The sequence below is a fragment of the Novosphingobium sp. SG751A genome, assembly GCF_013149295.1.
In the GTDB taxonomy this organism is placed as follows: domain Bacteria; phylum Pseudomonadota; class Alphaproteobacteria; order Sphingomonadales; family Sphingomonadaceae; genus Novosphingobium.
On the sequence record NZ_JABGCB010000003.1, the window covers coordinates 78636 to 102366 of the forward strand.

The 23731-nt window shown below is 63.8% G+C and carries 20 protein-coding genes, 1 tRNA gene and 1 pseudogene; 13 read left to right on the forward strand and 9 right to left on the reverse strand.

What is annotated here, in order from left to right; translation table 11 throughout:
* The first annotated feature begins 8 nt into the window (after window positions 1-8).
* The 4 genes from FHW96_RS04795 (at window position 9) to FHW96_RS04810 (ending at window position 2992) form a co-directional block, all read left to right on the forward strand.
* Window positions 9-1301 (forward strand): cytochrome b/b6, encoded by a 1293-nt coding sequence (locus tag FHW96_RS04795; RefSeq protein WP_172339413.1) that lies wholly within the window; start codon window positions 9-11, stop codon window positions 1299-1301.
* A gap of 23 nt (window positions 1302-1324) precedes the next feature.
* Complete coding sequence (locus FHW96_RS04800; protein ID WP_172339414.1) at window positions 1325-2161, forward strand: cytochrome c1; 837 nt, start codon at window positions 1325-1327, stop codon at window positions 2159-2161.
* 125 nt (window positions 2162-2286) lie between these two features.
* Window positions 2287-2823, forward strand: a complete 537-nt coding sequence (locus tag FHW96_RS04805; RefSeq protein WP_172339643.1) for an adenine phosphoribosyltransferase — start codon at window positions 2287-2289, stop codon at window positions 2821-2823.
* 95 nt (window positions 2824-2918) lie between these two features.
* Window positions 2919-2992 (forward strand) — tRNA-Gly (locus FHW96_RS04810).
* Window positions 2993-2995: 3 nt separating this feature from the next.
* On the opposite strand, the gene FHW96_RS04815 is transcribed toward FHW96_RS04810, so the two are convergent.
* Window positions 2996-3925, reverse strand: a complete 930-nt coding sequence (locus FHW96_RS04815; RefSeq protein WP_172339415.1) for an AEC family transporter — start codon at window positions 3923-3925, stop codon at window positions 2996-2998.
* Between the two features lie 215 nt (window positions 3926-4140).
* Here FHW96_RS04815 and FHW96_RS26650 point away from each other — a divergent pair.
* The 3 genes and pseudogenes from FHW96_RS26650 to FHW96_RS04825 form a co-directional block, all read left to right on the forward strand.
* A pseudogene (locus FHW96_RS26650) lies at window positions 4141-4548 on the forward strand (GAF domain-containing protein); the annotation flags it as partial.
* A gap of 57 nt (window positions 4549-4605) precedes the next feature.
* A complete protein-coding gene (locus tag FHW96_RS04820) occupies window positions 4606-5568 on the forward strand; it encodes a diguanylate cyclase domain-containing protein (protein WP_371815644.1) in 963 nt (320 codons plus the stop codon).
* A gap of 53 nt (window positions 5569-5621) precedes the next feature.
* Window positions 5622-6164 carry a GNAT family N-acetyltransferase gene (locus tag FHW96_RS04825; protein WP_253950760.1) on the forward strand — a complete coding sequence of 181 codons (543 nt, stop codon included), beginning with the start codon at window positions 5622-5624 and terminating at the stop codon, window positions 6162-6164.
* 9 nt (window positions 6165-6173) lie between these two features.
* Here the strand turns inward: FHW96_RS04825 and FHW96_RS04830 are convergent, their stop codons facing one another.
* From FHW96_RS04830 to FHW96_RS04840, 3 genes are all read right to left on the reverse strand, one after another.
* Window positions 6174-7943, reverse strand: coding sequence for a bifunctional diguanylate cyclase/phosphodiesterase (locus FHW96_RS04830; protein ID WP_172339417.1), 1770 nt, complete (start codon window positions 7941-7943; stop codon window positions 6174-6176).
* Between the two features lie 145 nt (window positions 7944-8088).
* Window positions 8089-9582 (reverse strand): aldehyde dehydrogenase (NADP(+)), encoded by a 1494-nt coding sequence (locus FHW96_RS04835; protein ID WP_172339418.1) that lies wholly within the window; start codon window positions 9580-9582, stop codon window positions 8089-8091.
* An 89-nt stretch (window positions 9583-9671) separates the two neighbouring features.
* Window positions 9672-12440: a TonB-dependent receptor gene (locus FHW96_RS04840; protein WP_172339419.1), complete on the reverse strand. Its 2769-nt coding sequence runs from the start codon at window positions 12438-12440 to the stop codon at window positions 9672-9674.
* 248 nt (window positions 12441-12688) lie between these two features.
* Between FHW96_RS04840 and FHW96_RS04845 the strand changes: the two genes are divergently transcribed.
* Entirely contained in the window at window positions 12689-14008 is a 1320-nt protein-coding gene (locus FHW96_RS04845) for an MFS transporter (protein ID WP_172339420.1), read from the forward strand.
* Window positions 14005-15825, forward strand: a complete 1821-nt coding sequence (locus FHW96_RS04850) for a hypothetical protein (RefSeq protein ID WP_172339421.1) — start codon at window positions 14005-14007, stop codon at window positions 15823-15825. Before FHW96_RS04845 ends, FHW96_RS04850 begins: the two co-directional genes overlap by 4 nt.
* On the opposite strand, the gene FHW96_RS04855 is transcribed toward FHW96_RS04850, so the two are convergent.
* A complete protein-coding gene (locus tag FHW96_RS04855; protein ID WP_168603028.1) occupies window positions 15822-16709 on the reverse strand; it encodes a LysR family transcriptional regulator in 888 nt (295 codons plus the stop codon). The genes FHW96_RS04850 and FHW96_RS04855 overlap by 4 nt on opposite strands.
* Before the next feature lie 19 nt (window positions 16710-16728).
* Window positions 16729-17661 (reverse strand): 5-dehydro-4-deoxyglucarate dehydratase, encoded by a 933-nt coding sequence (gene kdgD, locus FHW96_RS04860; RefSeq protein ID WP_172339422.1) that lies wholly within the window; start codon window positions 17659-17661, stop codon window positions 16729-16731.
* 241 nt (window positions 17662-17902) lie between these two features.
* Between kdgD and FHW96_RS04865 the strand changes: the two genes are divergently transcribed.
* The 4 genes from FHW96_RS04865 (at window position 17903) to FHW96_RS04880 (ending at window position 21664) form a co-directional block, all read left to right on the forward strand.
* Window positions 17903-18895, forward strand: a complete 993-nt coding sequence (locus tag FHW96_RS04865; RefSeq protein WP_172339423.1) for a cyanophycinase — start codon at window positions 17903-17905, stop codon at window positions 18893-18895.
* Window positions 18896-18941: 46 nt separating this feature from the next.
* Complete coding sequence (locus FHW96_RS04870; protein WP_172339424.1) at window positions 18942-19400, forward strand: GreA/GreB family elongation factor; 459 nt, start codon at window positions 18942-18944, stop codon at window positions 19398-19400.
* A gap of 81 nt (window positions 19401-19481) precedes the next feature.
* Window positions 19482-21491 carry a carbon starvation CstA family protein gene (locus FHW96_RS04875; protein ID WP_371815645.1) on the forward strand — a complete coding sequence of 670 codons (2010 nt, stop codon included), beginning with the start codon at window positions 19482-19484 and terminating at the stop codon, window positions 21489-21491.
* Window positions 21488-21664 (forward strand): YbdD/YjiX family protein, encoded by a 177-nt coding sequence (locus tag FHW96_RS04880; protein ID WP_371815631.1) that lies wholly within the window; start codon window positions 21488-21490, stop codon window positions 21662-21664. Before FHW96_RS04875 ends, FHW96_RS04880 begins: the two co-directional genes overlap by 4 nt.
* A gap of 1 nt (window position 21665) precedes the next feature.
* On the opposite strand, the gene FHW96_RS04885 is transcribed toward FHW96_RS04880, so the two are convergent.
* The 3 genes from FHW96_RS04885 to panC form a co-directional block, all read right to left on the reverse strand.
* Window positions 21666-21992 (reverse strand): helix-turn-helix transcriptional regulator, encoded by a 327-nt coding sequence (locus FHW96_RS04885; RefSeq protein ID WP_172339425.1) that lies wholly within the window; start codon window positions 21990-21992, stop codon window positions 21666-21668.
* A gap of 41 nt (window positions 21993-22033) precedes the next feature.
* Window positions 22034-22396, reverse strand: a complete 363-nt coding sequence (locus FHW96_RS04890; protein WP_253950762.1) for a helix-turn-helix transcriptional regulator — start codon at window positions 22394-22396, stop codon at window positions 22034-22036.
* Window positions 22397-22793: 397 nt separating this feature from the next.
* Entirely contained in the window at window positions 22794-23651 is an 858-nt protein-coding gene (gene panC, locus FHW96_RS04895; protein ID WP_172339427.1) for a pantoate--beta-alanine ligase, read from the reverse strand.
* Between the last annotated feature and the right edge of the window lie 80 nt (window positions 23652-23731).

Below are 23731 nucleotides of genomic sequence, written 5' to 3' on the forward strand. Positions count from 1 at the left end.
AAGACGCGATGAGCTTTCCATGGGCGAATGAATACAAGCCGAGCCACCCGGCGATGGTGTGGCTGGACGAAAAGCTGCCTTTGCCGCGCTTTGTCTATAATGCGATCGGGGCCGGCTATCCGGTGCCGCGCAACCTGAACTACATGTATAATTTCGGCGTTCTGGCCGGTTTCTGTCTGGTGATCCAGATCGTGACAGGCGTCGTGCTGGCGATGCATTATGCCGCCAACACGGGCGTGGCCTTCAATTCGACCGAACATATCATGCGCGATGTCAACTGGGGCTGGATGCTGCGCTATGGCCATGCCAATGGCGCCTCGGCCTTCTTTGTCGTCGTCTATTTCCATATTTTCCGCGGCTTCTTCTATGGGTCATACAAGGCCCCGCGCGAGATGATCTGGCTGCTTGGCGTGGCCATCTTCCTGTTGATGATGGCCACGGCCTTCATGGGCTATGTGCTGCCCTGGGGTCAGATGTCCTATTGGGGCGCCAAGGTCATCACCGGTCTGTTCGGCGCGATCCCACTTGTGGGCGAGCCGATCCAGACATGGCTGCTGGGCGGGTTTGCGCCCGATCAGGCCGCGCTCAACCGCTTCTTCTCGCTGCACTTCCTGCTGCCGTTCGTCATTCTGGGCGTGGTGATCCTGCATATCTGGGCGCTGCACATTCCCGGCTCGACCAACCCGACCGGCGTTGAGGTGAAGCAGGAATCGGACACCGTGCCGTTCCACCCCTATTACACCGCCAAGGACGGGTTCGGCCTCGGCGTGTTCCTGATCTTCTATTGCGCGCTGCTGTTCTTTGCGCCGAATGCGCTGGGCCACCCGGACAATTACATTCCGGCCAACCCGATGCAGACGCCCGCGCATATCGTGCCCGAATGGTATTTCTGGCCCTTCTATGCGATCCTGCGCGCCTTTACCCAGAACTTCCTGTTCTTCCCGGCCAAGCTGATGGGCGTGCTGGCGATGTTCAGCTCGATTCTGGTGTGGTTCCTGCTGCCCTGGCTGGACAAGTCGCCGGTGCGTTCGGGCCATTTCCGCCCGACCTTCCGCAAGTTCTTCTGGCTGCTGGTGATCGACGTGGCGGTGCTGGGCTATTGCGGCGGTTCGCCGGCCGAAGAGCCCTATGTGATCATCAGCCAGATCGCGGCCTTCTATTACTTCGCCCACTTCTTCATCATCCTGCCGCTCGTCTCGATGACGGAAAAGCCGCTGCCGCTGCCTTTCTCGATCACCGAAGCCGTGCTGGGGGCCGATGAAGCCGCCACCTTGGCAGCCCCTGTGGCCCCGGCCGAATAAGAGAGCGAGGATAGAGACACATCATGATCCGTATCTTTTCCATGCTCGTGGGCGCCTTCTTCTCGCTGGCCCTGTTGTGGTCGGCGGGCAAGGGCACCGTGGCCTATATTTCCGAACCGCCCGCCAAGACCGTCGAGTCCGAATTTCATCAGCACCCCAAGGCGCTGAGCCTGTCTTCGGACGGGGCCTTCGGCAAATTCGATCGTCAGCAGCTTCAGCGCGGCTTTCAGGTCTATTCCGAGGTCTGCGCGACCTGCCACGCGATCAAGCAGGTGTCCTATGGCGACCTGCGCGAGCTGGGCTATAACGAAGCCGAAGTGAAGGCGATTGCCGCCAAGGCGCAGGTGCCCGAATATAACCCCGCCACCGGCGAGGTGAAGCAGCATCCGGGCGCGCTTAAGGACCACTTCCCGCCGGTCGTCTATGGCGGCGCGGGCAGCCCGCCCGACCTCTCGCTGATCGCCAAGGCGCGTCATGGCGGGGCGGCCTATATCTACTCGCTGCTGACCGGCTATGCCGATCAGGCGGGCTATAAGAACGAAAAGGGCGAGGAACTGCTCAAGAAGTTCCCTGACGCCAAGACGCCTGACGGCTTGTTCTTCAACCCGTACTTTGCCAACCTGAACATCGCCATGCCCCAGCCGCTCGTCTCGGATGGTCAGGTGAGCTATAAGGACGGCACCAAGGCGAGCGTCGATCAGATGGCGCAGGACGTCTCGGCTTTCCTCGTCTGGACCGCCGAACCCAAGCTGGAAAAGCGTCACCAGACCGGCTGGCCGGTGATCGGCTTCCTGATCTTCGCCACGGTGCTGGCCTATATGGCCTATCGCACCGTCTGGGCGGAGAAGAAGGGCCACTAAGCCTTTCCTGATGAAAATGAAGGCGCCCCCTGCATCACGCGATGCGGGGGGCGCTTTCGTTTTGGAGGCAAATGACTTTTTCATGTCGCCAAATCGGTCTATAGGGCCGGGTCATGACACCCCCCATGACACCTGACGACATGAAATCGCTCGTCCGCTCGATCCCCGATTTTCCCAAGCCGGGCATCCTGTTCCGCGACATCACCACCCTGATCGGCCATGGCGAGGGCTTTGCCGCCAGCGTCGCCTTGCTGTCCGACCGCGCGGCAGAGGCGGGTGCGCAGGCGATCGCGGGCCTTGAGGCGCGCGGCTTCATTTTCGGCGCGGCGGTGGCGGCTCGGCTTGGCCTGCCCTTCATCCCCGTGCGCAAGCCGGGCAAGCTGCCCGTGCCGGTGCTGGCCATCGATTATGCGCTGGAATATGGCACAGACACGCTCGAGGTCGATCCGGGCGCGGTGGCGCAGGGGCAGAAGGTTGTCATCGTCGATGATCTGATCGCCACGGGCGGCACGGCCTGTGCCGCGCTCACCCTGCTGCGCCGCGCGGGTGCGGCGGTGGACGAGGCGCTTTTCGTCATCGACCTGCCCGACCTTGGCGGGGCGCAGCGCCTGCGCGCGGCGGGCGTAACGGTGCGCCCGATCATGGATTTCCCCGGCCATTGATGTTTTGCGTGGGCGCAGGCGCTTGACGGCGCCGCGCCCGCATGGCAAGCGCTTCGCCACGACAGCGCCGGTCCACAGCACCAGCGCAACCCTGAGCGGGTATAGCATAGTGGTAATGTCCTAGCCTTCCAAGCTAGTCAGGCGGGTTCGATTCCCGCTACCCGCTCCAATCTTACATCGCCGCCATCCACCCCATCAGCGAGCCGAGCGAGGCGATGGTGGTGATCAGGATCGTGGCTGAGGTCAGGGCGGCTTCGCGGCGGTAATATTCGGCCACCATGAAGGGGCCGGTGCCGGTGGGCAGAGCGGCCAGCAGGACGGCGGCATGGGTCAGGCCGGGGGTAAGGTGGAAGATCTCGACCGCCAGAAACCAGGTCAGCGCCGGGTGCAGGATCAGCTTTGCCAGGCTGAGCGCGGCGATGGCCGTCCAATGGACCGAGGCTTCGCGTTTTTCGGCCAGAAACAGGCCCAGCCCGACCAGCGCGCAGGGCGAGGCCGAGCCGCCCAGCAGTTTGAGGAAAGCATTGACCGGCGCAGGCACGCCAAGACCCGTGAGCAGAAAGGCCGCCCCCAGCGCGGGCGCCACCAGCAAGGGGTTGCGCGCCAGCGAAAGCGCGACCTTGCGGGCCATATGGATCGGATGGGCCTCGGCTTGCAGGCCGATTTCGAGCAGCACCAGCGCCAAGGCAAACAGCACGCAGACCGTCAGGATCGAGGCGATCAGCGTGGGGGCCAGCGAGGCCGGACCCAGCACCGCCAGCAGCAGCGGAAAGCCGATGAAGCCGGTATTGGCATAGCCCGCGTTCAGCCCGTCGATGGCCGCATCGGCCAAGGGGCGCCCCCGGCTCATGCCCACTCCCAGCGCGAGGGCAAAGACCGCAGCCCCGCCCAGCGCAAAGACCGCCATGAAGCCCGGCTGCCAGATCGTGGCGATTTTGGCATTGGCGACAATGTCAAACAGCAGCGCGGGCAGCGCGAGGTTGACGACATAGCGGTTGATCTCGCCGCTGGCCATCGGGCCCATCACGCCGATGCGCCGCGCGCCCCATCCGGCCAGAATGAGCGCAAAGATCGGCAGGGTGATGCCAAGAATTGAGAGCATGAGTTTATCCGGTTGATGCCCGGCCAGAGGGCACAGGGGCGCGGTCTGGCTGGCGCGGCGGCGCGGCAAAATCAACCCCGCCGCGCCCGCCGATGCCGGGCGCAGACGTTTTCTTTGTCGCAAAGGGGAAACTGATAAGGGTTGTGCAACGGATTGTTTACGCCATGATGGGCAAAATAGACAATCCTTGGTCCTGCCCTTGAAAGGGGGCCAATATGCCGTTTCTTCGTCAATTGATCGAATCGCGCAATGGCGCCCTGTCGCAACTGGCCGCGATTGCCGCCGATATGTTTGACGTGCCCATCGCGCTGGTCAGCATTCTGGATGGCGACCGGCAGGTGTTTGTCGGCCGCCACGGGCTGGATGTCGAAGGCACGCCCATCGAACAATCCTTTTGCCGCCATGCCGTTGCGCAGGATGCCCCGCTGGTGGTGGCCGATGCGGAGCTGGACCCGCGTTTCTGCGCCAATGGGTTGGTGTGCGGGGCGCCGGGCATTCGTTTCTATGCGGGCGTCCCGCTGCGCGTGCGGATGCGCACGGGCCATAACGCGGTCGGCATCGGCGCCTTTTGCCTGATCGATACCGCCCCGCGCGAATTTTCGTCCGCCGATCTGGCGCGCCTGTCCAGCCTTGCCTGCGGGGTCGAGGCGATCCTGCAATCCATGGTGTCGAGCATGGCGATGGCGCTGGATGCCGGACGCATCACCCGGCTCTATGCCGACCAGCAGCGCCTGCAGCGCCAGTTCCGCCAGGCCGAGCAGATGGCGGCGATGGGGTCGTGGCGGCTGGATGCCGCGCGGCAGACGGTGACATGGTCCGAAGGCGTCTATGACATCCACGACCTGCCCCCCGGCGACGGCATGCCGGTGGCCGATGCCATGTCGTTTTATCCGCCCGCCGACCGTGAAAAAATCACCGCACTGGTCGAGCAGGCGATCAAAACCGGGGCGGCCTATGATGTGGAACTGGATTTCATTTCCGCGCGCGGCGTTTGCAAAAGGGTGCGCGCGATCGGCGAGCCGGAGCTGGAAAACGGCCGGGTGATCGGGCTGATCGGCGTGTTTCACGATGTCACCGAGCGGCACGAACTGTTCGTCGAGCTGGACCGCCGCGCCAACACCGACGAGGTGACCCATGTGGCCAGCCGCCATGCCTTTGTCACCCATGTCGACGAATGCGTGGAGCGCGCCCAGCAACGCGGCGAGCGCATGGCGCTGATGCTGATCGATCTGGACCATTTCAAGCAGGTGAATGACACATTCGGGCATGGCGCGGGCGATGATATCCTGCGTAAGGTGGCGCAGGAATTGCGCTCGCCATGGCTGGGGGACAGTCTGGCGGCGCGGCTGGGGGGTGATGAATTCGCGCTGGTCATCACCGATCAGGCGATGATCGCGCAATTGCCCCGTGTGGCGGAAAATCTGCTGCGCGTGCTGCGTTTTCCGATGGGGCGCGGGGCGGATCCGCTGGTGGTTTCGGCCACGATCGGCGTGGTGGAACTGCGCGGGGCCGATGATTGCCGCCACGACCTGTTGCAACGCGCCGACCGCGCGCTCTACAGTGCCAAGCACAAGGAGCGCGGCACATGCGAGATGGAATGGTCGGACGGGGCGGAGCGGCAGGTGCTGAAAGCGGCAGGCTGACAGGCGACGCGCTGGAGATCCGCCCGCTGACCGGGGATGAGATCGGCGCGGCCATGGGCGATCTGGCCGCTTTGCGCATCGCGGTCTTTGCCGCATGGCCTTATCTGTATGATGGCGACGCGGATTATGAGGCCGACTATCTGCGCGAATTTCTGAGCGCGCGCGATGCGGTGCTGGTGGCCGCGATAGATGACGGCCGGATCGTGGGCGCGGCCACGGCCAGCCCGATGGCCGAGCAGAAGCCTGAATTTCGCGCGCCCTTTGAGGCGCGGGGCATCGACACATCGCATCTGTTCTATTTTGGTGAAAGCGTGCTCTTGCCGCACTATCGCGGGCGCGGCGCGGGCCATGCCTTTTTCGATCACCGCGAGGCGCAGGCCCGACGATGCGGGGCCGATGCGGCCTGTTTTGCCGCCGTGATCCGCCCCCCGGATCATCCGGCGCGGCCCGGCGATTACCGGCCACTCGATGGTTTCTGGCGGGCGCGATCCTATGCGCCGATCCCCGATTTTATCACCCATCTGGCGTGGAAAGAGCATGGCGAGGCGCAGGAAAGCCTCAAGCCCCTTCAATATTGGCACAAGGTTCTCGATTAGGCGCGCCCGTTAAGCTCTGAGCCGTTCAAACGCCTGTTCGCGGATGGCGTGGAGCGTGCTTTGCCCGCGCTGGTTCAGCCAGATGGCCAGATCGCCCGCAGGCATCGGGCGGGCCAGATGGAAGCCCTGAAACTCGCGGCAGCCGCGTGCCTTGAGATAGGCCATCTGCTCTGCGCTCTCGATCCCTTCGGCGATGACCTTGTGGCCCAGCACCTTGGACACGGTGATGATCGCGGCCAGCATGGATTCGGTCTTGCCGTGCTCGCCGATGCTGCCCACCAGCGAGCGGTCGATCTTGAGCGCGTCATAGTCCAGCCGCGCCAGTTGCGAGAGATTGGAATAGCCGATCCCGAAATCATCGATCGAGATCGAGATCCCCGCCTTGCGCAGCGTATCGACCCTTTCGCGCGTGCGGGCGAAATCGGCCATGGCGATGCTCTCGGTGATTTCCAGTTCGAGCCATTGCGGCGGCAGGCCGAAATGGTCGAGCATGGCCAGCACGGATTCGACAAAGCCGGGCCGTTCGAATTGCACCGGCGAGACATTGACCGCAATCGGCAGCGGCCGCCCCGCGTCCAGCCATTGCCGGGCCTGACGCATGGCGCTGCGCAGGATCGAATGGCCCAGCGGCACCATCAGTCCGCATTGTTCAGCAATATTGACGAAAATTTCGGGCGAAACCGGGCCAAGGCCGGGACAGGTCCAGCGCGCCAGCGCCTCGACCCCGGTGACGTTCAGCGTGTCGGCGTCGAATTTGGGCTGATAATGTAATTCCAGCGCGTCATGCTCGATGGCATGATGCAATTCGCGCTCGATCAGCGCGCGTTCCTCGACCTTGCCTTTCAGCGAGGAGTCGAAGAAAACATGGGTATTTTTGCCGCCCTCTTTGGCCCGGTACATGGCGATATCGGCATAGGCCAGCAATTGTTCGGGCGTATCGGCATCCTGCGGCATGCGCGCAATGCCCATGCTGGCGCCGATATGGACTTCATTGTTGAACACGGTAAAGCAATCGGCCAGCGCCTTGTGGATGCTGCGCGCCACGGCATCGAGCACTTTATTGTCATGATGGCCGGGCAGCAGCAGCACGAATTCATCCCCGGCAAAGCGGGCAAAGACCGGGCGCGTGGGGCAGGTTTCGCATAATTCGCCAAAGGAATTGGTGCAGGTTTCCAGTTCTTCGAGCGCCAGCCCCATGCCGCGCACGATGATCCGCGCGGCCACCTGACGCAGCAATTCGTCGCCAGCATCATGGCCCAGCGTGTCATTGACCCGTTTGAACCCGTCCAAATCGATGAACAGCATTGCCCCGGCGCAGGGCTTGTCGCTGTCGCGCTGGCCCAGCGAGAGGATATGCGTAATGACCGAGCGGTTGGGCAGGCCGGTGATCGGATCGGTATAGGCCAGCACATTCATGCGCAGCATATTGTTGTTGAGCCGGGCCACCATCGCGCGGAAACTGTCGGCCAGCCCGCCCACCTCGCAGGGGCAGTCAATGTCGATGGTGCGCGAGAAATCGCCTTCGACAATCGCCTGCGTGCTGTCGCGCAGGGTGCGGATCATACCCGACAATTTGCGTGCGGCCAGATAGGTGACCGTTGCGGGCAGCATCAGCAAAGCGGCCAGCGCCGACACCATGCCCGCACTCCACGGGCCAGCCAGCCACACGCGGGCCACCAGCGCCACCACCGCCGAGGTGACAAGCGCCATCAACGCGAAACGCCAGGGAATGCTGTTGAGCCCACGCTCGCGTCCGAGCAGGGGGTTGCTCCATGCCATCGATTGCGCTTCCTTCCTCGCTCCGATTATACGGCGCCGAAGGTTTCCTCTTGGCCAAAGGGTGGCTGGTGGAATCTACGCAGGAAGATGGCGATAAGTCATTGAAAGATGGCCCGTGCATCAGGGGCGCGGGCCATGAGGGATCTCAGTCAATGGCAAAGGGCATATTCTGGAAACAGACCGGGCGCAGAAAGCGCGCCATGGCCAGCGTGCCGACCGAGGTGGTGCGCGTGTCGGACGTGGCGGGGAAGGGGCCGCCATGGACCATCGCGCGCGAGACTTCGACGCCGGTGGGCCATTCATTGGCGATCACGCGCCCGGCCTTGTCGGCCATGATCGGCAAGAGCGCCTGCGCCAGCGGCCAGTCGGCTTCGTCGCCGTGGAAACTGGCGGTCAATTGCCCCTCGAGCGAGGCGAGGACGGCGGCGAAATCATCGGGCGAGGCGCAGCGCACCACCAAGCCCGAAACGCCGAACACTTCCTCACGCAGGGCCGGATCGGCGATGAAGCGGGCGGCATCGACGGCAAAGATTGCCGCGCCGCAGCGGTCCTCGGGCGCGTTCTGGCGCAGGATGGTGGTCACGCCTGCGTGTCCGTCCAGCGCGGCCACGCCATGATGATAGGCGCGGCAGATGCCGGGCGAGAGCATGACCTGCGGCGCGGCGGCATCGAGCGCGGCGGCTGCCGCGCTCAGAAACGCATCAAGCTCGGGCCCTTCGACCGCCAGCAGCAGGCCGGGATTGGTGCAGAACTGGCCCGCGCCCATCGACAGTGAGGCGGCATAGGCCCGCGCCAGCGCCCCCCCGCGCGCCGCCATTGCGGCGGGCAGCAGCAGGACCGGGTTGATGCTGCTCATTTCGGCATAGACCGGGATCGGCTCGGGCCGGGCCTGCGCCTGTGCGATCAGAGCAAGACCACCCGCGCGGCTGCCGGTAAATCCCACCGCCTTGATGGCCGGATGGCCGACCAGCGCGGCGCCCAGCGCGCGATTGTTACCCGGAAGGAAGGAAAATACGCCTGCTGGAAAGCCGCTCTCGGCCACGGCCCGCGTCACGGCGCGCGCGACATATTCGCCGGTGCCCGGATGCGCCGAGTGGCCCTTGACCACCACCGGGCAGCCCGCCGCCAGCGCCGAAGCGGTGTCGCCCCCGGCCACAGAAAAGGCGAGCGGGAAATTGGAGGCGCCAAACACCGCCACCGGCCCCACCGCCCGGTTGATCCGCCGCAACGAGGGGCGGGGCGGCACGCGGGCAAGGTCGGCCGGTTCGAACACTTCATCCTGCCAGTCAAAGCCGCGCAATTCGGCGGCGAACAGGCGCAACTGGTTGACGGTGCGCATCCGCTCGCCCTCCAGCCGGGCGCGGGGCAGGCCGGTTTCGCGCATGGCCGTTTCGATCAGCCCGTCGCCAAGGGAGAGAATTTGCGCCCCGATGGCTTCGAGCAGATCGGCGCGGGCCGCCGCATCGCGGGCAAAGGCGGGGGCGGCCTCTTGCGCGGCGGCGCAGGCGGCATCGACATGCTCGGGCGTGGCCACGCTGAAATCAGGGCCGAAAGCCTTGCCGCTGGCCGCGTCGATGGCGGAAAATCGGGTTTCGGTCTGAAGCGGCTTTCCTGCGATCAGAAGGCTTCCGTCAATCATCTGTGTATTCCTGTCCCATGAAAATCCCCGCGTCCGGCGGGAGTGTTGGGAGTGCCGGACGCGGGGATGGGGTGGGGTCGGCCTTCGGTTTAGAAGGTGACCTTGGCCCCAAGGTTGAACTGGCGGCCGCTGTGGGTCAGCACGTTGAGGCGGTTGGTCGCATCGACATACTGATCGTTGAGCGCGTCGGTCAGGTTGATCATTTCAAGGCTGAACTTGATCCGCTCGATGGGCGCATAGGTGATCTGGGCGTCCACATTGATCGTGCGGTTGGTGCCGTTCCAGCTCTGGCCCTCGGTGCCGGGAACGGCGGTCAGATACTTGGAACGATAGGCGATTGAGCCGCGCACCGAGAACTTCTTGTCCTCGTAATAGAGCGTGCCATTGGCGGCATATTTCGACAGGCCCACCAGTGGCGCGGTGACCGAGGTGCTGCCATCGGCGCTGGTCAGGTACTGGATGTTCGACGACACATAGGTGAAGTTGCCCAGAACGCCGAAATTCTTGCCGATGCCGCGCAGGAAGCTGAAGGGCTGCTGCATGTTCACTTCAAAGCCGCGCAGCATGCCGCCGCTGGAATTGACCGGGGTGCTGGCGATGAACACGTCGCTGGCGACCGCCGTGGTGCCGGTCAGCAAGGATGCGGGCAGGCCGAGCGAGGAGAAGGGCACGGCGGTGCTGAGCGTCTGGGCAAAGCTGCTGATGTTCTTCTGGAAATAGGCGACCGAATAGATCGCCCCGCGCGCGGGGTAATATTCGACGGAGAGGTCCAGATTGGTCGATTCGGTCGGGCGCAGATCGGGGTTGCCCGCGCTGAAGGTGCGGCTGCCGCCCGAAACCGACAGGCTGCCACCCGGCGTGAGCGAGGCGATCCCGGCGCGCGCCAGCGTCTTGGCCGCGCCAAAGCGGACCAGCAATTGCCGGTTGATGTCATAGACCACATTGGCCGAGGGCAGCAGGCGGCTGTACGAACGGTTGGCCGTCACCAGATTGATCGTCGCGCCCTGGCTGGCATAGCCGGTCGAGAATTGCTTGGTGTTGACATAGCGCAGGCCGATGTCGCCACGCAGCGGAATGTCGCGGTCGCCAAGGTTGAATTCACCCATGCCCCAGACACCGGTGTCATCCTCGCGCACAGTGATGAAGGAACCGCGCGCAGTCGCATTTTCAATGCCGCCGGTGGCATAGGTCGGGTTGGTATAGATGCCATAGAGATTGGCAAAGGCGTTGAGATCGGGAACCACCCATGCCGTGGGCGTGCCCGCCGGAACCGCAAGGCCGCGGCCAAAGCCGCTGAACACTGTGGTGGCCGCCGCGATCTGCGAGGCATTGAGCGAATTGACCACGGTTTCGCCCGAAAGGCGGCGTTGCTCGGTCGAACCATAGGTGAAGCGGCGCCAGTCCAGACCCGCCTTGATCTTCAGGATATCATTGGCTTTCCATTCCAGCGCGCCCTTGGCGGTGCCGAAAGCATTGTCCACCGTCTGCGGGCGGATGCGCACTTCAGACGTGCCGCTGGTGAAGGAGAAATTGGCCGGATTGGTGATGTCCACGCCGGGACGGATGGTAGGGAAACGGGTCGAGAAATCGTAGAAGAAATTGCCCGTATTGGCCGCGTCCAGCGTCACCGTGGTCTGGATCGGATTGGTGAAGGCGGATTTGGAATAGCCGACAAGGCCGGTGAACTTCAGCCGGTCCGAGAAGGAATGTTCCAGATTGGCGGTCAGGTTGTAGAAGGTGGTGCGCAGCACGTCATAGCGGGCCTGGGTGCGCAGATCGACATTGTCGAACGTGCCCGAAATCAGGTTGCCATTGCCATCGACGGTGCCGTTGCGGATGATCGTCTGGGGCTTGCCGGTGCCCGAGCGGCTGAAGCTGATTGCCTGAAACTGGCTTTCGGCGCGGGTGCCGTCGAGATAGGAGAACAGCCCGTCGAGCGTCAGCAGCGTGCGATCACCCGGCCGCCACTGGATCGAGGCCGAGGCGCCAAGGCGCTTCTGGTTGATGTCATAGCTGACCAGACCGGGGATGCGCGGGTGATACATATTGGCGCTGTTGATCTGGGCCAGATTGTAGCCCGGCACGGTCGAGGCGGCGTTGAAGCCGCCGTTGAAGCCGCCATAGGTCCAGCGGGTGATGTTGGCGCCTTCTTCCTTCAGACGGCGCGCTTCATAGGAGAAGCTCATCAGCACGCCAAAGGTCTGATCATCATTGCTCTTGGTGACCAAGGCCGAGAGGCGCGGCGTGGTCTTGCGCGAGAGGTCATTATAGCTGCCCTGCGCCGAGAAGGTGGCTGTGGGTTTTTTGAAATCGAAGGGGCGGGCGGTCTGCATATCGACCGTGGCGCCCAGCGAGCCTTCCTCAACGTCCGCGCTGGCGCTCTTGCGCACGGCCAGCGAGTTGAACAGGTCCGAGGAGAAGATGTTGAAGTCAAATCCGCGACCGCGGTTGACGCCGCCCGAATTGTCGGTGCCGCCGGTGGTGCCGATGGCCTCCATGCCGTTGATGCGCACGCGGGTGTAATCGGCGCCAAGGCCGCGCACCGAGACGTTGCGGCCTTCGCCATTCACGCGGTTGATGGCCACGCCCGGAATGCGCTGGAGCGATTCGGCCAGATTGAGGTCGGGGAATTCGGCAATATCCTCGGCCTTGATGACATCGACGGCGGCGGCGGTTGCCTTTTTCACGCCCAGCGCGCTGTTCAGGCTGGCACGGAAACCGGTGACAACAATTTCGGGTGCAGCCGGCTCTTTGGCGATGGATGCGGGTGCTTCCTGCGCCACGGCGGCGGGCGCGGCGATAATGGCGCTGGTGACAAGCAGGGCGGCCTTCGCGCCGCGGCGGATGGAATGGGCCATCAGTAATCCCCTCAAATTCCCATACCGGTCAGGATTGCCGGATTGAGCGTGGGATAGACCAGAGGGGCGCAAAAACGCCAACCTGATTCCGGCATCAATCATTGCCGGATCAGCACTGATTGCCCCGCAATCGTTATATTTAATTCCCATCATGCCGAAATTTGGCTGGATCATCGCGTGATTTGCCTTGGACGATTTTGCCCGTTACGCCTATCGAAACAGGGTCAAAAAAGACTATCCGGAGAGACATGATGCACGGCCCGGGCGCCCAGATTCCCACAAGAACGCGCTATAAAATCATCGCGCTGATCTTCCTTGTGACCACGCTTAACTATGCGGATCGGGCCACTTTTTCCATCGCGGGCGGCGCGGCGGCCAAGGAATTATCGCTGACACCGGTGGCAACTGGATACGTGCTTTCGGCCTTTGCATGGGCCTATGCGCTGGCGCAGATTCCGGGCGGCGCATTGCTGGATCGTTTCGGAACCAAGCGGATTTACACCATCGCCATCGCCATTTGGTCGGTGCTGACCGCCGCGCAGGCTTTGGTCGGCGTGGTGCCGGGCGTTTCGGCGGTGGCGGCGCTGTTCAGCTTGCGCTTTCTGGTTGGGTTGGCCGAGGCGCCGTCTTTTCCCGGCAATGCGCGGCTGGTGGCGGCATGGTTTCCCGGCGCCGAGCGCGGCACCGCCTCGGCCATTTTCAACAGCGCGCAATATTTCGCGCTGGTGGCCTTCGCGCCCGTCATGGGCTGGATGGTCCATGCCTATGGCTGGCGCTCGGTGTTCTGGATGATGGGCGTGGTGGGGGTGATCGCCGCGCTGATTTTTGCCAAGATGATCCATGGGCCGGATCGCCACCCGGGCGTCAATGCGGCTGAGCTGGACCTCATCCGCGAAGGCGGCGGCCAGATCGCGCTGGAGAGCAGCAGCGGGCAATCACTGGCTTTCAACTGGGCCAATATCAAGCCTCTGCTGGCCAACCGCATGATGCTGGGCATCTATATCGGGCAATACAGCATCAATGTGCTGACCTATTTCTTTGTCACATGGTTTCCGATCTATCTGGTGAAAGAACGTGGCCTGTCGATTACGCAGGCCGGCTTTGCCGCCGCTCTGCCCGCGATCTGCGGCTTTGGCGGGGGATTGGTCGGGGGCGTGATCTCCGACCGCATCCTCAAACGCAGCGGCAGTCTGGATCAGGCGCGCAAGATGCCTTTGGTGTTCGGCATGGTGCTGGCTTCCAGCATTCTGGGCTGCGTCTGGCTGGACAGTCAGGCGGCGGTGCTGGGGGTGATGGCGCTGGCCTTTTTCGGCAAGGGGGTGGCCTCGCTCGGTTGGGCGGTGATGGCGGACGTGGCGCCCAAACGGCTGGCGGGGCTGTCGAGCGGGGTGTTCAACATGTTTGGCAATGCGGCGGGCATCGTGACGCCGATTGTGGTGGGCTATATCGTGGGGGCGACCGGGTCGTTCGATCTGGCGCTGTTGTTTGTGGCGGCGCATTGCGTGCTGACCATTCTGGCTTTTACGGTGATCGTCGGGCCGATCCGCCGTCTGGAGATTGGGGCATGAAGATGGATCGTCGTCAGTTGCTGGCCGGGGCCGCAGCGCTTGCCGCCAGCCCCGCCATGGCCGCAACCGCCGCGCCTTTGCGCATCACCAGCCCGATGGCGGTCCCTCGCTGGGCAAGGTTGCAGCGGCAGTTGCTGGCCGCCCATACGCAGGCGTGCAAAGATTTTTACGCCACCTATGTCGATGCGCAGGACCATCTGAAATGCTTTGAACGCTGGGGCGCCAATGACGGGCCGGACGATGCGGCCGAGGCGACCAATGACTGGGTGCTGCTGCATGCCTTGGGCGCGGATGACAGCCTGCTGACCATGGCGCAAAAGTTCTGGGAAGGGCATTTGCGCCAGTACACCGGCATTCAGACCCGCGAGGTGCCGATTGCCCGCCAAGGCATGTATTACCGCGAATTCCCGGTCCAGATGGATTGGCAGCACAATTCCGAAGGGCTTTCGACGTTCAACGTGATGGGCCTGTCGGCGCCGCGCGATCCACGCCTGCTGCTGCGCACGCGGCGCTTTGCCGATTTCTATACGGGCGCGGATAAAACGGTCGGCAATTATGACCCGCAGCACCGCGTCATCCGCTCGATCCTGAACGGCAGCCGGGGGCCGATGCTGCGCAAGGCAACGCCGCTCGACTGGGCGGGCGATCCGTTTGACGCTGGCCGCTTTCATCTGGAGCATGGCGAGGACAGCTATGAGCAGTTTCTGCGCCATTATGATGAATATGATGACGTGGCCTGGGATACGCCGCTCAATCTGCAATCGACCACCTTGGGCCTCAATGCCTATGCTCTGGGCGCGGGGGAACGTTTCCGCCGCTGGGTTCTGGATTACACCGATGCGTGGATGGAGCGGGCCAAGGCCAATGGCGGCATCTTTCCCAGCAAGGTCGGCCATGACGGCAAGGCGGCGGCGGATTGGTGGGGCGGCACCTATGGCTGGAATTTCGCGCCCATGGTGCCCCAGACCGGCGTGCGCGAAGGTCGCAACCGCGTGCCCCGCGCGATCACGGCCTTCTTCAACGCGCTGCTGCTGACGGGGGATCGCGAATATCTCCATGTCTGGCGGCGTCAGAATGCGATCATCAATGTGCAGGCCCGCATGGTGGACGGCAGGATGCAGACGCCCACCTTGTTCGGCCCCGAAGGCTGGCATGGCTGGAAGGCTGGCCCCTATCGTCAGGGTGCGTTTGAAATCTGGTATGCCACGCAAGACCCTCAAGACCGCGCGGCGGCGGGCAGCGATCCGTGGATCAGCTTTCTTGAAGGCGCCAACCCCGCCTATCCCGAGGCCGCTTTGGAGGCCGATCTGGCCCGATTGAGCAAGCGCGACGCGGCAAGGCGGGCGGATCATACCACGCCCGACAGCCGCCTTGCCGACTGGACGCTGGACTTCAACCCGGCCAGCGCCAAGGCTTTGGTGCAATTGACCACGGGGGGGCTGCATATTGCCCGGCCTACTTGGAATGCCGACAGTCCGCCGCAGGGCGGGGTCACGCTGCATTGCCGGTTGCGCTATTTTGATCCGGCGCGACGGCGGGCGGGATTGCCAACGGATGTGGCGGCGCTGGTCCATTCACTGGGCGATACGCAGACGCAGCTTAGCCTTGTGAACACCGGCGACAAACCGCGCCGCGTGATCGTGCAGGGCGGGGCCTATGGTGAACACCGGATCGAGAGCGTGGAGATTGAGGGGCGCAAGCATCCCGTTGGCGCGCGCCATTTCACGCTGGATCTGGCGCCGGGCGCCGGGGCGCGGCTGGTGCTGGGCATGAAGCGTTATGCCAATCGGCCCAGTCTGGCGTTTCCTTGGACCTAACCGATTGCCTCGGCGCATAGGCGGCGCATCGGGTCGAGGGCGGGATTGGCATTGTCCCGCCGCCAGGCCATGATCAGCTCGACCGGAAATTCGGGCTGGGTGACCATCTGGCGGAACTGCACATCGTCCGGGTGAAGCCCCAGCGCCGATTGCGGCACCACGGCGGCGGCCAGCCCTGCGCGCACAAGGCCCAGCATCGAATGGATCTGGGTCACATGCTGGACGAAATTTGGGGCCACCTGCGCCTCGTCAAACAGGCGCACCAGCATGTCGTGGAAATAGCCCGCGCCTTGCCTTGCATACATGATCAGCGGCTGGCCATCGAGATCGGCGGGCGTCAGGGTTGAAAGCCCCTGTCGCGGATCGCCCGAGGGCAGCGCGACCAGCAGCGGTTCGTGCAGGATGGTGAGCGTTTCAAATTCGGAGCGCACCACCGGGGGGCGGACAAAGCCGATGTCAATGAGGCCCGTGAGCAGCGCATCGGTCTGCTCGGTGCTGACCATTTCGCGCAGGTCCAGCTCGATATTGGGCAGGCTGGCGCGGGCTTGGGCCACGATCTGCGGCACCAGCGTATAGCCCGAAACGGCAGTAAAGCCGATGGCCACCTTGCCCGCATCGCCCTTGGCCACGCGCCGAGCCGATAGAGACGCGCTCTCGGCCAGCCGGACGATGCGCCGCGCCTCGATCAGAAACACCCGGCCCGCAGGCGTCAGCGACACCGTGCGGCTGGTGCGTTCAAGCAGCGTCACATCCAGAATGCGTTCGAGCAACTGGATCTGACGGCTGAGCGGGGACTGCGTCATGTTGAGCCGCTGGGCCGCGCGGCCGAAGTGGAGTTCTTCGGCCGCCGCGACGAAGCAGCGAAGCTGGCTGAGTTCGAACATGGAACCCAGCCTAGCGTTTTCAGGCAGGAAGCGGGAGAGCATAAGGCGCGACTTTTTCGATAAGCGCGGCAAGCTGCGCATCTTCTGCCGCCGACAGATCGGTCAGCGGGCTGCGCACCGGTCCTGCATCGCGCCCGATCACCCGGCAACCGGCCTTGACGATCGAGACCGCATAGCCGCGCCCCTGATTGCGCAGGGCGATATAGGGCAGCACGAAATCGCGCAGTTGCTGCTGCACATGGGCGTGGTTGCCCGCGCGCACGGCGTTGTAGAATTCCAGCGCCCATTGCGGCATGAAGTTGAAAATAGCCGAGGAATAGGTGGTCACGCCCATGGTCAGATAGGGCGTGGCAAAGGTTTCCGCCGTGGGCAGTCCGCCGATATAGGTCAGCCGGTCGCCCATGCGGGCATAGATGCGCGCCATCAGCTCGATATCGCCCACGCCGTCCTTATAGCCCACCAGATTGGCGTTGCGTTCGCACAGGCCCGCCAGCGTTTCATCATCCACAATCGCATTGCCGCGATTATAGACGATCACGCCCAGCCCCGTCGCGCGGCACACGGCCTCGATATGGGCTGCCAAACCTTCCTGCTTGCCCCCCATCAGATAGGGCGGCAACAGCAGGATGCCATCGGCCCCTGAGCTTTCCGCCTTGCGCGCGATGTCCACCGCAATCGCCGTGCCATAGCCGCAGCCCGAGATCACCGGCACATTGGCCTTGCGCTCGGCCACGGCGGCGCGCACGACCTGGGCCACCTCGTCGGGCGTCAGCGAGAAGAATTCGCCCGTGCCGCCCGCAGCAAACAGGCCGGAGAGGTCATGTTCGAGCATCCATGCGCAATGGGCGCGAAAGCGGGCTTCCTCAAATGCGCCATCAGCATCGAAATGGGTGACCGGAAACGACAGCAGGCCTTCGCCCAGCCGTTGCGCCATCGAGACGGGATCGAACATTGCTATCTCCTGATATTGCGCGCCGCAAAAGCATCCGGCGGGGCGCTGCTTCTGCGGCCCTGCCTAGGGTTTCGGCCGCGACAGGTCTAAACCAAAGGGGCGGTGGATTGATGCAGGATTTGGCTTGATGGCGCCGGGCGCGGGGCGCGCGCAATGGTGAACTGCGCAATTTGGCGGTTTGTCGCCGCGCCCCGTGGCTGTCAGATTTCGCCATGCATTCGATGGTCATGGGGGACGATGCGTGAAATTTGCCAAAGCCTGTCTGATTGCGTTCGGCCTGATTGCCGCGCCGCTCCCTGCCTATGCTGAAGATGGCTATGCCCATTACATGGCGGGTGACCGCAGCCTGCCCACGCCGGGGCGGCGGGCGCCGGGCCTGCTGCTCTCGGGCGGGGGCGACTGGGATGTGGAGGCGTTCCGCTGGTTCGTGGCGCGCGCGGGCCATGGCCATATCGTCGTGCTGCGCGCCTCGCAGGGCGGACAGGCGGGCGAGGCTTTCATGAAAGAGATCGGCGGGGTGGCCTCGGTCGAAACCTTCGTCTTTTCATCAAGGGCAGCCGCCTATGATCCGCGCATCCTGTCCGCGCTGGAGCGGGCCGATGGCGTGTTTATCGCCGGGGGCGATCAGTCGCGCTATGTCCGCTTCTGGCAGGCAACGCCGCTTTCGCGCCTGATCGACCGGCTGTCGCGCGATCGCCCGATTGGCGGCACAAGCGCCGGTCTGGCGATCATGGGGTGGTGGGGATATGGCGCCTTTGGCGACGATGGCATCACCAGCCCCGAGGCGCTGGACAATCCGATGGGGCCGGGGGTGAGCGTGGTGAACCGCTTCCTGCATCTGCCCCGGATGCAGCGGATTTTCACCGACAGCCATTTCATGATCCGCGGGCGGATGGGGCGGCTGATCGCTTTCCTTGCCAATGTCCGCGCAAGGGGCGCGAAGGATGTGGTCGGGCTGGGCATGGACGAGCGCGCCTCGCTGGTGGTGGACGGGGCGGGCCATGCGCGGCTGATGGCGCCAAAGGGCACATACGGATGGCTGGTGCAGCCGGGAGGCCTCGCGCAAAAGGCGGTGCTGGGCGAAAAGCTGGATTATGCCGGGGTGAAGATCACCGGGATCGGGGCCGAGAGCCGGTTCGACCTCAACACGTTGCAGGTTCGCCATCCGGCCTTTTCCGGCGTGGCGCAGGTGCGTGGGGGCGTGCTTTCGGGGGTTCCGGCTCCCTTGCCGTGACCTGCGGGCGCTGTCATAGCGGCGCGATGATGACGGAGAGAATGCAATGAGCGTAGCCTTTCGCCGCGATGGCGATGAGGAACATCTGGAGCCGAAATTTGAGCTGCCCATCCCGCCCGGCCCCAATCTGGTGACGGCGCGCGGCAAGGCGCAGATTGAGGCGAAATGTAGCGAATGGGAGGCAACCGTTGCCGCCGCGCCCGACGAGGAGGCGATCAAATCCGCCCGCCGCCATCTGCGCTATTGGCGCAACCGCGCGGCCACGGCGCAGGACATGCCCGCGCCCGATGGCTCCTGCGTGGGTTTTGGCGCGACCGTGCAATTCCGCCTGAACGGCCAGACCCGCACCATCACCATCGTGGGCCATGACGAGGCTGATCCGGCCGCCGGCCTGCTCGCCTTCTCCGCCCCTCTGCCGCGCGCGATGATGGAGGCCGAGGCGGGCGAGATGGTCGATTTTTCCGACCGGGCCGAGGCGATTGAGATAATCTCAATTACGGTTTGAACACTGGCAAAGGCGGGATTTAGCCGTTAACCCGGCGCGCAGATGAGCCGGGAGAATGCGATGTTTGGGCCTTTACCATGGATGGCGGCGGGTTTGCTGGGGCTGGGCGCTCTGGCCAAGGTGGCGCTGGACCATGGTGAGCCGATCAATGCGCTTTGGCTGGTGGTGGCCTCGCTGGGCTGTTTTGCGGCCTCCTATCGCTTCTATGCGCGGTTTATCGGGGCAAAGGTGATGGGGCTGGACAGCGCGCGGGCCACGCCTGCGGTGCGGCGGCCCGATGGGCTGGACTATGTGGCCACCGACCGCAATGTGCTGTTCGGCCATCACTTTGCTGCGATTGCCGGGGCCGGACCGCTGGTCGGGCCGGTGTTGGCGGCGCAGATGGGTTATCTGCCCGGCAGCTTGTGGATCATCTTTGGCGTGGTGCTGGCGGGCGCGGTGCAGGATTTCCTTGTCCTGTGCATCTCGATGCGGCGCGATGGCAAATCCTTGGGCGAAATCATTCGCATGGAAATGGGCGAGGTGGCGGGCGGCATTGCGCTGCTGGGCACCTTCATGATTATGGTCATCATTCTGGCCGTGCTGGCGCTGATCGTGGTGAAGGCTCTGGCCGAAAGCCCTTGGGGCATGTTCACCGTGGCGGCCACGGTGCCGCTGGCGCTGGCGATGGGCGTCTATTCGCGCTGGATCCGTCCGGGCCGCGTGGGCGAGGTTTCGCTGCTGGGGCTGGTGGGGCTGCTGGCCGCGCTGGTCTTTGGGCAGGATGTGGCGCAATCGGCCTTCTGGGGGCCTTTGTTCACCTATACGCCGATCCAGATCTGCTGGATTCTGATCGTCTATGGCGCGATTGCCTCGCTTTTGCCGGTCTGGCTTTTGCTGGCGCCCCGCGATTATCTTTCGACGTTTCTGAAGATCGGCACGATCATCGCGCTGGCCATCGGCATTCTGATCATGGCGCCTGCGCTCAAAATGCCCGCGCTGACGCAATTTGTGAACGGCGGCGGGCCGGTGTGGTCGGGCGGGCTGTTTCCGTTTCTGTTCATCACCATCGCCTGCGGGGCGGTGTCGGGTTTCCATGCGCTGATCGCCAGCGGCACCACGCCCAAGCTGATCGCCAGCGAGGCGGACGCTCCCTTCATCGGCTATGGCGCGATGCTGGCCGAGGCGTTCGTGGCGATCATGGCGCTGGTGGGCGCCTCGATCATCGAGCCGGGCATCTATTTCACCATGAACAGCCCCGCCGCGCTGATCGGCACCACGCCCGAAAGTGCAGCCGCGGCGGTGTCGGCCATGGGCTTTGCCATCACGCCCGAGGCCATCGTGCAATTGACCAAGGATATTGGCGAGCACACGATCCTCTCGCGCACCGGCGGCGCGCCCACGCTTGCCGTGGCGATGGCGCAGATTTTCAGCCACGTGGTCGGCGGGGCGGCGATGAAGGCCTTCTGGTATCACTTCGCCATTCTGTTCGAGGCTTTGTTCATCCTGACCGCCGTGGACGCGGGCACGCGGGCGGGGCGGTTCATGGTGCAGGATCTGCTGGCCCGCGCGGTGCCGGGGTTCGCGCGGTTCGGCGGCATGGCGCAGGGGCTGATCGGCACGGGCATCTGTGTGGCGGCCTGGGGCTTCTTCCTGCATCAGGGCGTAACCGATCCGCTGGGCGGGGTGAACACGCTCTGGCCGGTGTTTGGCATTTCGAACCAGATGCTGGCGGCAACGGCCCTGATGCTGGCCACCGCCGTGCTGTTCCGCATGAAGCAGCAGCGTTACGCATGGGTCTCGGCGCTGCCGACCGTGTGGCTGCTGATCTGCACGCTTTCGGCCGGGTGGCTCAAACTGTTTTCCGATGACCCCAAGGTGGGATTTTTGTCGCATGCGGCGAAATTTTCCGCCGCCGCCGCGCAGGGCAAGCTGCTGGCCCCGGCCAAGAGCATGGCGCAGATGGAGCGAATCATCTTCAACGACCGCGTTGACGCCCTGCTTTGCGGGTTCTTTATGGTAGTGGTGCTGGCCGTGCTGGCGGCGGCGGTGCGGACTTGTCTGGCGGCCATGCGCAGCGAAGTACCCACAGTGCGCGAGGTGACGGCGTGAGCGGGTTTCTGCGCCGTTTGATGGGGGCGCTGGTGGGGATGCCCGATTATGACGCCTATCTGGCGCACCATCTGGCCCATCATCCCGAACGCGCGGCGATGACCCGCAAGGAGTTTTTCCGCAACCGCCAAGAGGCCCGTTATGGCAAGGGCGGCGGGGGTAAATGTTGCTGAATTAAGGCTTTTTTGTCTGGTTTTGTTCTGCCTCGAACAATTCGCAAAGGGCGTGGATCGTGCCCGAAACGATTCGGTCCTTCAGACTGTACCAGCGGGTCTGGGCCTCGACCCGCACGTTCACGATATCCTCGGCGCGCAGCAGCGCCAGATGTTGCGACACGCCCGATTGCGACAGGCCGGTCATCGCCACCAGCTCGTTCACGCTGACCTCGCCCTCGTCCATCCGGCACAGCATCAAAAGGCGCTCAGGGTGACTCATCACCTTGAGGCGCGCGGCCATCATCGTGGCATTGGCCTTCAGTTCTGCAAGATCGGTTGGCTTCATTGCGCCGGAATTGGCGATTTACGGGCCGTTTTGCAAGGGGGTCAGCAGGGGTGGGCCTGTGCGGAGCCATTGAGCGTTGCTTCTGTCCGCGCCATTTCCGCCAGCGCCAGGGCCACTTCGGCCATGCGAGGGCGGGCCAGCGAATAGAACACCTGCTTGACCTCGCGTCGCCCCTGCACCAGCCCGGCCTTGCGCAGCAGCGCGAGTTGCTGGCTGATGATCGACAGGCTGACCCCATTGTGCGCGGCCAGATCGCCCACCGCCACCGGGCCTTGCGCCAGTTGCGTGATCAGGTTGAATCGCAAAGGATGGCCCAGCAGACGCAGCGCCTCGACCAGATCGGACGCCAAAGGATTATGCGAGGGGCAGGCGGCAGGGCGCGCGGCGCTGTCGGCTGGTTCCATCACTTCGCATTGCTCCCATCTGGCCGTAACCGCGCGGGTTCTGGCGGCGGGTGCCTATCCTAAAGGATTGTGAAGTTGAGAAATTGACCGCGATCAATCGGTCGCCTGCAAAGAATGGGTTTCCATTCTGATTATAATGTTCCCAAATGGTTCATTAACCACCCGTTACCTTGCACGGAAAATGGGCAAAAAAAACCCGGCCGGAGCCGGGTTTTGGAAGTTTGGGAGAGGATGCCTGAAAGGCAGGTTCTAAGTAGGTGAATCAGCTGATTCGCGCAACTGTAAAAGATGTTAACTAGCCAAATGGGCGTTTATAATGCAATGTTAAATCCAAAATGGCCAATATGGCGAAAATTCGTTCATATTGCGGTAAATCTCGCCACCCTGGTCCGACAAATCACCCCAGAGGAACGTCGATATTGTCGATCAATCGCGCCTTGCCGATTCGCGCCGCAGCCAGCAAACGCGCCGGGCCCGTGCCGCGCTCGATCAAAGGGGCCAGCGTATCGGCATCGCAGATCTGCGCATAATCGACCGAGAGAAAGCCGCCGGCCAACACCGCCTGCTCCATCTGGGCCAGGGCATCGCCAATCGCCATGCCGCCCGCCACAGCCTGCGCTGCCGCCCGCATCGCGCGGGGCAGCGCCACCGCATCGGAGCGCTCCTGCGCCGACAGATAGGCATTGCGCGAGGAGCGGGCGAGGCCGTCCTCTTCGCGCACGGTGGGCACGCCGATGATCGCATCGACATGGGGCGCGGTCAGATCGAGATCGCGCGCCATGCGCCGGATCACCGCCAGTTGCTGCCAGTCCTTTTCGCCAAACAGCGCGACATCGGGCGCCACCTGATTGAACAGTTTGAGCACGACCGTTGCCACGCCGTCGAAATGGCCCGGCCGCGCCGCGCCGCAAAGCCCCTCGCTGACCCCGGACACGCCGACATTGGTGGAAAAGCCCGCAGGATACATTTCATCGACCGTCGGCGCCCACAGCACCGCCACGCCCTCGCTCTCCAGCGCGGCCTTGTCGGCGGCCAACTGGCGCGGATAGGCGTCCAGATCCTCGCCCGGTGCAAATTGTCGGGGATTAACGAAAATCGACGCGACCACGTGTTCGGCATGCCGCCGCGCCTCGCGCATCAACGTTAAGTGCCCGAAATGCAAGGCTCCCATCGTCGGGACCAATGCCACGCGGCCGCTCTTGCGCAGTTCGGCAATCGCTTCGCGCAGCAGATTGAGGTGATTGATGGTTTGCACCGGCACGGCCCCCTTGGTAAGGTTTTGACACTGTTCGCGCGGTGGCTGATAAGCCGGTGTCTTGCGAGCAGCAACGCTTT

What these genes read in the sequence shown, in the direction of transcription:
- FHW96_RS04840 (WP_172339419.1), bottom strand. Translation starts at nt 12,440, where the DNA reads ATGGCCCATTCCATCCGCCGCGGCGCGAAGGCCGCCCTGCTTGTCACC.
- FHW96_RS04830 (WP_172339417.1), bottom strand. Translation starts at nt 7,943, where the DNA reads ATGGCATGGAGCAACCCCCTGCTCGGACGCGAGCGTGGGCTCAACAGC.
- FHW96_RS04845 (WP_172339420.1), top strand. Translation starts at nt 12,689, where the DNA reads ATGATGCACGGCCCGGGCGCCCAGATTCCCACAAGAACGCGCTATAAA.
- FHW96_RS04835 (WP_172339418.1), bottom strand. Translation starts at nt 9,582, where the DNA reads ATGATTGACGGAAGCCTTCTGATCGCAGGAAAGCCGCTTCAGACCGAA.
- FHW96_RS04885 (WP_172339425.1), bottom strand. Translation starts at nt 21,992, where the DNA reads ATGAAGCCAACCGATCTTGCAGAACTGAAGGCCAATGCCACGATGATG.
- FHW96_RS04890 (WP_253950762.1), bottom strand. Translation starts at nt 22,396, where the DNA reads ATGGAACCAGCCGACAGCGCCGCGCGCCCTGCCGCCTGCCCCTCGCAT.
- FHW96_RS04815 (WP_172339415.1), bottom strand. Translation starts at nt 3,925, where the DNA reads ATGCTCTCAATTCTTGGCATCACCCTGCCGATCTTTGCGCTCATTCTG.
- FHW96_RS04850 (WP_172339421.1), top strand. Translation starts at nt 14,005, where the DNA reads ATGAAGATGGATCGTCGTCAGTTGCTGGCCGGGGCCGCAGCGCTTGCC.
- FHW96_RS04870 (WP_172339424.1), top strand. Translation starts at nt 18,942, where the DNA reads ATGAGCGTAGCCTTTCGCCGCGATGGCGATGAGGAACATCTGGAGCCG.
- FHW96_RS04820 (WP_371815644.1), top strand. Translation starts at nt 4,606, where the DNA reads ATGGCGCTGGATGCCGGACGCATCACCCGGCTCTATGCCGACCAGCAG.
- FHW96_RS04875 (WP_371815645.1), top strand. Translation starts at nt 19,482, where the DNA reads ATGGCGGCGGGTTTGCTGGGGCTGGGCGCTCTGGCCAAGGTGGCGCTG.
- FHW96_RS04825 (WP_253950760.1), top strand. Translation starts at nt 5,622, where the DNA reads ATGGGCGATCTGGCCGCTTTGCGCATCGCGGTCTTTGCCGCATGGCCT.
- kdgD (WP_172339422.1), bottom strand. Translation starts at nt 17,661, where the DNA reads ATGTTCGATCCCGTCTCGATGGCGCAACGGCTGGGCGAAGGCCTGCTG.
- FHW96_RS04800 (WP_172339414.1), top strand. Translation starts at nt 1,325, where the DNA reads ATGATCCGTATCTTTTCCATGCTCGTGGGCGCCTTCTTCTCGCTGGCC.
- FHW96_RS04795 (WP_172339413.1), top strand. Translation starts at nt 9, where the DNA reads ATGAGCTTTCCATGGGCGAATGAATACAAGCCGAGCCACCCGGCGATG.
- FHW96_RS04805 (WP_172339643.1), top strand. Translation starts at nt 2,287, where the DNA reads ATGACACCTGACGACATGAAATCGCTCGTCCGCTCGATCCCCGATTTT.
- FHW96_RS04855 (WP_168603028.1), bottom strand. Translation starts at nt 16,709, where the DNA reads ATGTTCGAACTCAGCCAGCTTCGCTGCTTCGTCGCGGCGGCCGAAGAA.